The 9197-nt window shown below is 57.6% G+C and carries 8 protein-coding genes and 1 pseudogene; 1 reads left to right on the top strand and 8 read right to left on the bottom strand.

Annotated elements, in window-relative coordinates; genetic code table 11:
• Positions 1–155: 155 nt before the first annotated feature.
• Positions 156–1358: pseudogene (locus tag NYP18_RS13265) on the bottom strand (IS1249 family transposase).
• Positions 1359–1657: 299 nt separating this feature from the next.
• On the opposite strand from NYP18_RS13265, the gene NYP18_RS13260 reads away from it, so the two are divergent.
• Complete coding sequence (locus NYP18_RS13260) at positions 1658–2305, top strand: Abi family protein (protein WP_259428677.1); 648 nt, start codon at positions 1658–1660, stop codon at positions 2303–2305.
• Positions 2306–2510: 205 nt separating this feature from the next.
• Here NYP18_RS13260 and NYP18_RS13255 read toward each other — a convergent pair whose 3' ends face one another.
• From NYP18_RS13255 to istA, 7 genes are all read right to left on the bottom strand, one after another.
• Positions 2511–3302, bottom strand: coding sequence for a DUF6602 domain-containing protein (locus NYP18_RS13255; protein ID WP_259428676.1), 792 nt, complete (start codon positions 3300–3302; stop codon positions 2511–2513).
• On the bottom strand, positions 3295–3759 hold the full coding sequence (locus NYP18_RS13250) for a Mov34/MPN/PAD-1 family protein (RefSeq protein WP_259428675.1): 465 nt from the start codon (positions 3757–3759) through the stop codon (positions 3295–3297). Before NYP18_RS13250 ends, NYP18_RS13255 begins: the two co-directional genes overlap by 8 nt.
• 16 nt (positions 3760–3775) lie before the next feature.
• Positions 3776–4954 carry a ThiF family adenylyltransferase gene (locus tag NYP18_RS13245; protein ID WP_259428674.1) on the bottom strand — a complete coding sequence of 393 codons (1179 nt, stop codon included), beginning with the start codon at positions 4952–4954 and terminating at the stop codon, positions 3776–3778.
• Between the two features lie 257 nt (positions 4955–5211).
• On the bottom strand, positions 5212–6225 hold the full coding sequence (locus NYP18_RS13240) for an SMODS domain-containing nucleotidyltransferase (protein ID WP_259428673.1): 1014 nt from the start codon (positions 6223–6225) through the stop codon (positions 5212–5214).
• Between the two features lie 488 nt (positions 6226–6713).
• Positions 6714–7505 carry an IS21-like element helper ATPase IstB gene (istB, locus tag NYP18_RS13235; protein WP_259428672.1) on the bottom strand — a complete coding sequence of 264 codons (792 nt, stop codon included), beginning with the start codon at positions 7503–7505 and terminating at the stop codon, positions 6714–6716.
• A complete protein-coding gene (locus NYP18_RS13230; protein ID WP_259428671.1) occupies positions 7502–7756 on the bottom strand; it encodes a Mu transposase domain-containing protein in 255 nt (84 codons plus the stop codon). The genes istB and NYP18_RS13230 overlap by 4 nt, the downstream gene beginning before the upstream one ends.
• On the bottom strand, positions 7753–8709 hold the full coding sequence (istA, locus tag NYP18_RS13225) for an IS21 family transposase (RefSeq protein WP_259428670.1): 957 nt from the start codon (positions 8707–8709) through the stop codon (positions 7753–7755). Before istA ends, NYP18_RS13230 begins: the two co-directional genes overlap by 4 nt.
• Positions 8710–9197: the final 488 nt, after the last annotated feature.

Here is a 9197-nt window from a genome sequence, read left to right as displayed (position 1 = left end):
CTTTTTCCCACGCCGCTAAACCTAAATCACATCGGTGTATCCAGGTTAAGGGAAGAAATGTGTGCTTTTGCGGCGTGTCGGGTTAAGGGAAATTTCGTGTGCTCGCCGTCCCCGGCCACTGACCCCGGATAGTGGGTGTGAGCAGCCGGGACAGCTTATCTACCTAGCCAACCGCGGCGGATGCCCATAGAGTTCGTCGGTGTGGCATCAATACCGGTGTCATAGGTAGCCGGTCGACCGTCTTCACGGCCGACGTCAGGCTGCTGCTGGTTGATCAGGTCGGTGACTTTGGCGAGTCCGACCTTGCCCCACTGCTGCTGCCTGGCGATGCTGATCGGGTCGTCAGGCAGCTGCGTATGGGTGTACAGTCACCAGTCCACCGCGATGCGTTGATGTTCATCGAACATGCCGCGGTGGTGACGCGCCAACGCCTTGATCTGCGCGTTGACCCCGCCTTCCAGGCAGTTGGTCGTCGCCTTGACCGGGGTGGTGACCCCTTCCGGTGGGGTGAGGAAGGTGAACAGGTGACCGCTGGTGGCTAGTTTCTCCAGCAGTTTGTAGGCGCGGCGGTGTCGGTGGTGGGTGAACCACCAGGCCTTGTTGGTGCGTGCGAACGCCGGGACCTGGTCGGCAGGGACATCTGCCTTGTAGGTCTTCTCGTTCAACCAGGGGCCGTAGACGCCGTGGAACTGCTGCAGCAGCACCAGCCAGGTGGCGGCCTGTTCGGGCGTGGTCACCCGTAGAAGTTTCAGCGACAGCTGTCGTAGTGCCTTGCCGGCCGGTAGCTGGGGGCGGAGGGTGACGTGGGTCTGGATGTTGCGTTTGACGTGCACGATGCAGCGCTGGATGGTGGCCTGTGGCCAGGTGTCCCTGATGGCTTTGAGCGCTCCTTGTTGGCCGTCGGTGGTCACAATCAACGGGGCTGGGATCTGGTCGAACAGGCGGGTGTAGCTGTCGGAGTCCTCCCGGGTGCACCAGTGCCAGGCCACGACGTGTTCGGCGGTGCACACCACCAGCAGGCACGTGGTGTTGAAGTAGGTGCCGTCGATGAACAGCTGGTCGTGGACGCGGCGGGTATCGGTGTTACGCGGGACCTGGATGAACCAGTAGTCGTGAAACCAGTTGGTCAGTGTCCGGCGGCTGATCCCAAGCTGGTGGGCGAGGCTGGTGCGTGACTGGGAGTTCAGGATCCAGGTGATGAACAGGCCGAAGCGGTGGGCGTGCTGATCATCGGGGCGGGTGTTGGTGATGGAGGCGCCGCAGGTGGTGCACCGCCAGCGTGGGGAGCCTTTTGAGGTACGGCCGTTTCTTCTCATGGGCCCGGTGCAGACCGGGCAGGTGGGTCGTGTTCTGTTCACTCACCTGGTGTAGTCCGGTGGTGGGCACACGCGGTGTTCGGGGCCGGGATTTCCGTGCGTGGGGCTGCTTGTGTGGATGCGGAGACACAGAATGTTGGTGTTTGTGCTGGCTAGGTCAGGGATTCAAGACCCTAAGAGCACACATTTCTTCCCTTAACCCCTAGAAGGCACAGTAGGGAGAGATAGAGCCTCGCCCCAACTGCGCAACAGCACCGAGAAAATTCAATAGCCCCGGTGATGTACCTAAACGGCAGGGATCACTCCGGGGCTTACAATCCGTGAGTGTAATACTTGACCTTATGACTAGCAACCCCTCCACCGGCTTCGCACAGCTTGAGCAGTGGTTCTCCTCACCGAGGATGAGCACCTACGGGCGCTATTCAGAGCCGGAAGCTTTCTATATTTGGAATACCCGACTATCGAAGGCGTATCTCGAAGACATTCAGCACGTAGAAGTGCTCCTGCGCAATCGGATAGATAACCAGTTGAGTGATGCTCGCGGCCCGCGCTGGTTCGAAGATGCCAGCTATTTCCGTTTTACTGATCAATTCAAGAAAGCAGTGACCACGGCGAAACGCAGAGCAGGGGCGCGCCACTCTCCCGGAAAAATCATCGCAGAGCTTACGTTTGATACGTGGCGCTTTCTGCTCGCCCGCAGGTACAAAACCACTCTTTGGCCTATACTTTTGCGCGGGCTTCCCAATCTGGTCGCCGATGGACTCGGGCAAGAAGACTTCGAAGCGCACGTAGCGGTGATCTATGGTCTGCGCAACCGATGCGCCCATCATGAGCCGTTGGTTCATTCTGACCCGCTAACCGAGGCGAATCAGCTTGATAAGTATGATTCCTCCCTGTTTCACGTAGCCCACTGGATTGACGAGGATGCGGCTCGGTGGATCAAAAAGAATTCACGAGTTCCAGGAATACGTAGCCGTCGACCTGCCTGAGCAAAAAACCGGGAAAGGGGACTTTCCCATCCCAATAGGGCATACCCCAGAGATGCACGCAAGAATTGGCTGAAGCCATTCGCTAGCGCCACCGCCCGCCGAGTCCCCTTCCTTGACAGAGAGACCCCCAACAATGACAGGGCTCAGACACCGCAAGTGGGATCTCACCGAACAAGCGAGGGATTGACGTGAGAATGGATCAACCCTAATCTTCCAGGCCGCCCGGTGTCGCCCCAGCTTCATACTTGATCATGTCTACCGCCGGGACGCTGCCAATCAATTGCAGTTGTCGAAACAAACGAATCGCAAAATAAATGAGCTGATTTTCATCCTTAACTTCTATTTTTGTAGTGACCAGGCCCTCCTGACTAGGACCGTCGCAGAGCATCGGCGTGTAATCAAAAGCAAACTGTTCCAGACATATTCCAATATTCAGGAATTCACTCGATGCCTCATCAACGGTGTCCCCTTGAATATCGAGAAGCCCGTTGACAGCACTCGCGGGGCCCTGGCGAGTAGTTAGAATTCCACCAATAATAGGGCGCAATGAGATTTCCTGACGTGAATAGGTGCCTCCCTTATAGACTACTGGCGCCGACGTCCTCTCAAGATCGCGCACACTCTTGACTTTTTTCCGTGCTTCTGCAATATACTTTTTATTAAATTCAGGTTTAACCTCAAAAACGGCATATACACTCTCGACAGGTACAAACCGTGTTCCCGAGGTTGCACCGAACCACTGCGGTGAAAAGTGGGTGTCATAAATGGCGAGATCGATTTGATCGCTCATATCGCCCGTATGATCTACAGCGAAGATGGGGCCTACCGTGTAGCGAGTAGGAAGGAAGTCGCGGAATAGCCCGACCCAGTCTCCCTCGCTCTGATCTCCGACCGTCGTTGGGTGTGATGTGACATCGCGGATTGCCAGGAATGAAGCATTCAAAGCCACTTGCTTGTTTTGAAATGCCGCAGCAAGATCAAATTTGGACCTACTCATAGGTAAACCTTTCAATTGGGGCGTCTTCCAGGGAAACGTGGCGAAGCCATCGATTTCGGCCGATGAGCCCAAAGGGGAGGATGTTCCTATTAGGTGCCACCGCCAGCACCACCAGGACAACTGGGCTGCCATTCTCCCGCACGATGTCAGCTATCGCGTTTCTATCTGTCCTGCTGGGCGGCTGTGGAGCAGGGTGGCTGTGCCATTCCCCGATATAGCCGATCTTTGGGTCCTCGAGCTCGTGGATCAAGTCTGTGAGGAGCTTTTGAGCTCCTTTGTGGCCACGTTCGTAGTGGTTGGTTCCGGATTGAATGTCAGGCACCACCACAAATTCGTGGATAACAGCTGTCTTTCCATCTTCCCACCAGCCCACAAGAATGCCGCCGATTTCATTCGGCGAATCTAGAGCAAGCCGGCCAGCCGTGTGAAAGGCGCGGTCACCAGCACGAATAATCATGCGCGAAGATGAATGTTTAACGGTAATCACGGACTATGCCCGCCTTGCATACAGGCTCGTTTAACAGCATGCCGATGGCACAACGAGCGGCCAGGGAGGCAGCCTCGAGGACTGCGAAGGGTGGTGTCATTGAGACGGGGTCCCCGCACCCGGCTTCAAATTTCAGGTCTCGCCGATCGGACAAGGGGCCGAGTTGGGTAGGCGGGAGGGCTGGGCCTTCCAATGGAGGTACTACATCCACTCTCACCACTTGACCGTCTTCTTGCAAACAAACAGTGAGTAAGTGATGGCCACTGGCCTCTGCCGCTTTCGCCAGAAGAGCTGTAGTTCCTCCAGCTGCGGAAGCATCGATTACTAGATCCGCGTTGACGAAAAGACGGAGGACTTCCCTGGGCGTCGGTGCCGGCTCATTTTTGACGATGATGGTAGAGATATTAAAAGGTCGAGAGGTAATTACTTCCCGCACCGCGTGAGGTTTTGCTTTCCCTACCATCTCCGCACTTGTTAAATGTCTGACGAGATTTCCTGGCCTCACTTCATCTGGGTCATAAATAGTAATTTCTCCGACGCCTGACCGTGCGAGTTGATCGCACAAGAACGAACCTATGGCGCCTGCCCCAATGACGACTAGTCGGGAGTTGGACAGTTCAGTCGTACGCGGTCCTGCTCGTAAAGATAGGGCTTCCCGAGAATGGCTAGCGCTTTCCACTTTGGCAAGAGTGATCGCCCCAGATTTTGTTGCCCATGCACGAAGAGTGAGGACCGCTTCTAATCCTCCCCGTTCGTATTTGAGGATGAGGTAACTCAGGCGCTGTTCTCGAATCCCCACATCAATCGCTCGCGCGTCCGAGGTAGGAAGCAGAGCTTTAATGTCCTCCCAGTTTCTCGGGGGAACCTCGGGCTGGCCGATCGAGGTGACATAAGCAAATGCTCTGGTGCTTTTGAGTTTTTTCGCTGCTCGCCGAGGTATAGCTCCAACCCCGATAACGCGGGTGAGGGTCTTTTCACGCCGAAGTTGAACAAATTTGTTATTTAGCTTGTCAAGATTGTCGTAAATGATGAGAGGTTCGGCTGGGCCAGGCGAGAAGTAGCGATCTAGATCGAGCACGGGCAGATCTCCCTGCCATCCCGTTGCCGATTCCTCTATCCATCGCTGGATCATCTGGAGGAAGTCATCACTGTCGAGCCAGGGCAAGCTCTCTCGCCCTTCAGCCGGGTAAAGGCACATTGCTCCATTGGGTTCCCGGTGCCAGGACATGGGGAAATCGTCCAGGGGAAACACTTGTGGCGGGCTGAAGGGAAAATTGTCGTCAAATCGAACCCGTACACGTACTGGGTCCTCAGCTCCCCCCACATTTCCTGTCCACGAGCAACCGGTCCGCGAGAAACCCCGCCGCTCGAGCATCTCAACGAACTCACCTGTGGCAGCGGCGAGAGCCTCTTCCCAAATGATCATCCGAATCGGCGGTCCCCCGCGGGCACGTTCGGGGAACCCGGGGTTATCAGCACTGCGGAGTCTTTTTTGGAACCATTTTCGTTGTATCCCTCCGGCATGGGAAATACCACGTCACCGTCGCCATTTTCTCCCAGTAGTGTTCGGAATAACACCGCTGCTTTCCCGCTATCTTCCTCAACATAAGCCTGTCGCGCGGTGATAGCAGCGGAACAAAACTCTATTCGCGCAGCCTCCCACTCATCATCGGTAGCGCGGAAGAAGAGTTGATGGCCAGGCATCGTCGGGTCCGGCAAGGAACGACCCCAGGCAAGTTTATCTTCCAGAAACTCAGCAATAGCTTCAAGGGCGGTAACGTAGCCAAGCGTCAGGCCCTCTGTGCTCACCTTGTTGTTAAAGCAAGCGTCATACAAGCACATCTCGGCGAAGAGACCTCCCGGATGCGAACCAAGGCCGAGGACCGATCGTCGGGTTTGGCGAACTAATTTCACCAGAGGAACATACTTGCCTTCATATTCCTCATTCATCACGGTTTTCAGCGTAGTCAGCTCGTCGGGGTTAGTTTGTTGCCAGTCACCATCTTTAGTAGGGATTTCCCAGTAGCCGTCGGAGCGTAAACGAGCAGGAACGGCGTCGACGTGTAGCTCCTCAAATTCCGGGAACTCAACCTTAATTGACCGTGCCTGGGGTATCACTCTTTTGTTTCCATCATCATCGACCCCGAACGAGCGGCTCAGAACTTCATGGAACTGGTCGAGGACACGCGAAGGCAGGACATCATCGCTGATCTCTTGCATGCGGCAGAAGACGTCGACATCTTTGACTCGTCTGATGGACACATTCCTCTTGTAGGATCCAATAAGGATGGGCTCTAATCCCCAATCTTGGAGTTCCTCTGCAGCCATGAGAACGTCCCTAACTATTTGATGCGCGGCGGCCGCATTATCTTTGTCATCGCGGGGAGGTTCAATTGATTGCAGCGCCTGCTCAAATTGGCGGCTGAGAAGTGCCATTATTCTCCCTTTCAGGGGTAGAAAATATCTCGTCTTTCGACGCGGGCTGTCGACGGAAGGGCCGCTCGACAATCATGAAAGCCTCTTTAATTTTGGGTCTTACTACCGCCTATGAACCTGATATGGGCATCAAGCGGAGGGGTAACCCCTGCGATTTGCACTGCAACGGAACAGACAACCGCAGAATGGGTCGCTTCCTTCTACTAACAAGGATACCCCCTGGCCAAGACGCCCCAAACACCAAACAGAACATGTGTTCGGCAAGTGTCGGGTCATCCCGAGGCAGTGTTATGCAAGCCGCTTCAGCTCCTACCGGATAAGCCGTCAGCTGAACCGTGGCCGCGAAGTGACCGCTAACTTGTCGAAACGCATGCACATCCGTGAGGCTGTGTCAGCCGGCGGATGCCCTTTTCCACGGCATTTGTCAGCGACGGTCGAAAAGTAGCCCAGTAACGACGAGCGAAATGTAGCCCGATGTTGTGTGTTGTCTAGTGTGCCTGACGCTCGGCGACGACTGACGGTAGGACACCCTCACGGCCGGCGATGCGGTAGCTGGTTCCTTTGTGCGTGAAGATCTCCGCGTGGTGGACGATGCGGTCAACCATCGCCGCGGCGACGGTAATGTCCCCGAAGCATTCACCCCAGCGGGAAAACGGCAGATTCGACGTCATGATCAACGAACCACGCTCATACCTGCCCGACACCAGCTGAAAGAACAGATTCGCCGCGTCCGCCTCAATCGGGACGTAGCCGACCTCATCGACGATCAGCAGCTGGTAGCCGTTCAGTTTCTTCAGCAGTCCGTCCAGCTCACCTCTGTTATGCGCCTGGGTCAGCCGGGTGATCCACCCGGCGGCGGTGTCGAAGGCCACCCGGTAGCCCTGGCGTGCGGCGATGACACCTAAGCCCGTGGCCAGATGAGTCTTACCGGTGCCTGGTGGGCCGAGGAAGATGACGTTTCCAGCCTCGGTGATCCACCCACCGGTCTCCAACCGGGCGATCCTCCCGCGGTCGATCGTGGGCTGGGTGGAAAAGTCGAACTCGTCGATGGTCTTGATCTGCGGGAACCCCGCTCTCCTGATCCGGCCCCTCGCCCCGGATTCTGCTCGGGCGGAGGCCTCCACCGACAGCACAGCCGCCAGATACTCCTCATAGGTCCACGAACCGTCCCGGGCCTGGGCGGCGATGGCCGCGTAGTCCGATCCGATGCGTGGTGCCTTCAACGCCCGGGCCAGGTAGGCGACCTCGGATTCCGTTGCGGTGTGATGGGCGCGTGTCATGCTCCCACCTCCAGGCCGGCCAGCCGGTCGTAGATGTCCAGGTCCGCCTGCTCGACCTCCAGGGTCTGCGGGTGGATCCGGGTCACCGCCAGCTGGTGGCGCATCTGCTTCGCGCACGCCGCATGCTGCGGGTCGGTGACGCTCTGGTGATCACCCCACACCCGCACATGGTGGGCGACGATCACCCCATCCGGGGCGCGCACGATCACCTGCTCCAGGTCGGCGTGGACGGTGACGATCCGGTTGATCATCCGCGGGTCCACCGAGTACCGGTTGGCGTCGACCGCGACGTAGTGTTGCGCGGCAGGCGCACCTGCCGCATCACCCCGACCTGCGGTGGGTACGGCGGCAGGGTGGTCATCTTCGCCTTGTCCGCGGTCCACACCTTCGCCGGGACCTGCCTGGTAGTGGCGTGGATCCGTTGGTTGGCCACCTGGGTGATCCAGTCGTCTAGCTGGTGCTGGACATCTGACGGTTGGGTGAAGTGGCGACCGGGGAAAAACGAGGACTTCAGGTATCCGTTGGCCCGTTCCACCACTCCCTTAGTCTCCGGGTCCCGGGGCGGGGCCTGCAGGATCCGGGTGCCCAGTGTGCCGGCAAAGGCAAGCACCGGTTCAGTGAGTTTCTTCTGTCCGATGCCAGTCTCATGGTCCCACAACAGGTGCTCGGGCACGGCCTGAAACGACGTGGACAACAAGGCCCACATGCCGGCGATCAGATCTCCGGTGGTGCGTGTCGGCAGTACCCGGGCGGCCATGAACCTTGAGTGGGACGCCACCATCACCAGCACCGGGAACTCTGCCCTCGTCCCGGTCTCATCCGGCAGCCCACCGGTGGGGAAGGTCAGGTCGCACTGGATCTGCTCCCCGGGACGATGGGTGAGGGTATCGACCGGGTCCACGGGCTGGTAGTCGGGGCGGGTGCGACGGATATTATCGCGAAACCAGGTGATCGACCCGGTCCACCCCACCCGTTCGGCGATCACTGTGGCCGGCAACGTCGGCGTTTTCTCCAGCAGTGCTCGGACCTGCGGTTCGAACGGGGTGAAGCTGGTCGCCTTGCCCGCCCGCTTCTTGTACGTCGGAGGCTCCGGGGAAGCCAGCGCCCGTTCCACGGTCTTTTTCGCGCAACCGACCTCGGCCGCGATCTTTCTGATCGACAGGCCCTGTTTGCGCAGGTACCTGATCTGAGCCCAATCATCCACGGATATCACCCATCCAATCTTGTTGGTGGGCTACTTTCCGATCGTCGTTGGTGGGCTACTTTTCAAGCGCCGCCGACACGCCCGTGGCCATGCCCGGAGAACACACCGCTCCCCTCCCCCACCGTCATGCTGCGGAGCGCAACTCCTACCGTCTCCAGAGACATCGTGTCCTCCGCGAGCATGGCCCTTCTCGTCAACGCATCTCGGATGAGGTTTCCGTGATGGAGGAGGTGCCCCACGACGTTTGGGGGCAAGGCGTCGCGCAGCGGCGCCGCGCCAGCCTCGATCCACGCCGTCATTTCCATCTTCAGCAGCGATAAAAGATGACCTTTTACCCTGGAACATATTGTTTTACTGGATACTGTTATAGAAGACGGGGTGAATAAAAAATAACCGCAGCTCAAAGCCTGTGGATAACTATTTTACCGAGGGTAAATGTACGCATGACCGAGGGTAAATGTACGCATGACCGAGGGTAAATGTACGCA

It is taken from the genome of Corynebacterium lemuris (assembly GCF_024919295.1).
Classification (GTDB): domain Bacteria; phylum Actinomycetota; class Actinomycetes; order Mycobacteriales; family Mycobacteriaceae; genus Corynebacterium; species Corynebacterium lemuris.
Note: the sequence above shows the minus strand (reverse complement) of the source record. Positions and strands in the feature narration are given on the sequence as shown.